This window comes from Amycolatopsis sp. NPDC003676 (assembly GCF_053587275.1).
Genome location: NZ_JBSFNS010000393.1, coordinates 1 through 1,103, shown reverse-complemented (window position 1 = coordinate 1,103; position 1,103 = coordinate 1). Strand labels below are relative to the sequence as shown.

The 1,103-nt window shown below is 69.7% G+C and carries 1 protein-coding gene; it reads right to left on the bottom strand.

What is annotated here, in order from left to right; translation table 11 throughout:
* The coding region (locus tag ACWDNU_RS46675; protein WP_449673557.1) for a molybdopterin-dependent oxidoreductase at positions 1-1,103 on the bottom strand (1,103 nt) is incomplete at both ends.

The following is a 1,103-nucleotide window of genomic DNA, read 5'->3' as shown; positions in this document are numbered from 1 at the left end:
GCGGTGGAACGCCTCGAAGTCGGTCTTGGCCTCCCACGGCGGGGAGATGGCGGGGGAGAACGCGTGCACGAACGGGTGCATGTCGGTGGAGGACAGGTCGTGCTTCTCGTACCAGGTGGCGGCGGGCAGCACGATGTCGGCGAACAGCGTGGTGCTGGTCATGCGGAAGTCCAGCGCCAGCAGCAGATCCAGCTTGCCCTCCGCGCCTTCCTCGCGCCATTCCAGCTCCTGCGGCCGCACGCCGGTGGCGTCGGTGGTCTGCAGGTTGGAGCCGCAGCCGAGCAGGTGCTTCTGGAAGTACTCGTTGCCCTTGCCGGAGGAGCCGAGCAGGTTGGCCCGCCACACGGTGAGCACGCGCGGGAAGTTCTCCGGGGCGTCGGGGTCTTCACAGGCGAACCGCAGGTCACCGGACTTCAGCTGGGAGACGACGTGTTCGGCGGCGGTGTTGCCTGCGGCCGCGGCCTCGTCGCTGAGGTCGAGCGGGTTGCGGTTGAACGTGGGGTAGCTCGGCATCCAGCCGAGCCTGCTGGCCAGGGCGATGTTGTCGGCGGCGGTGCGCCCGGCGAACTTGCCCTTACCCAGCGGGGAGGCGAACGCGTCGGAGGTGAACGGGTCGTAGCGCCACTGGTCGTTGGTGAGGTACCAGAACACGGTGCCCTGCATCTGGCGCGGCGGGCGCTGCCAGTCCGACGCCGAAGCCAGGGTGGCCCACCCGGTCACGGGACGGCACTTCTCCTGGCCGACGTAGTGGGCCCAGCCGCCGCCGTTCTTGCCCTGGCAGCCGGTGAGCAGCGTCAGCGTGAAGAAGGCGCGGTAGATCTGATCGGAGTGGAACCAGTGGTTGGTGCCGGCGCCCATCAGGATCATCGAGCGACCGCCGGAACGCTCGGCGTTGTCGGCGAATTCGCGGCCGATGCGCGCGGCCTGCACGGCGGGGACGCCGGTGATGGCCTCCTGCCAGGCCGGGGTGTACGGCGAGTCGGCGTCGTCGTAGCCCTTCGCCCACTCGCCCGGCAGACCGTCGCGGCCGAGGCCGTACTGGGCCAGCAGCAGGTCGAACACGGTCGTGACCCGCTTGCCCGCAACGATTTTCGTCGGGACGC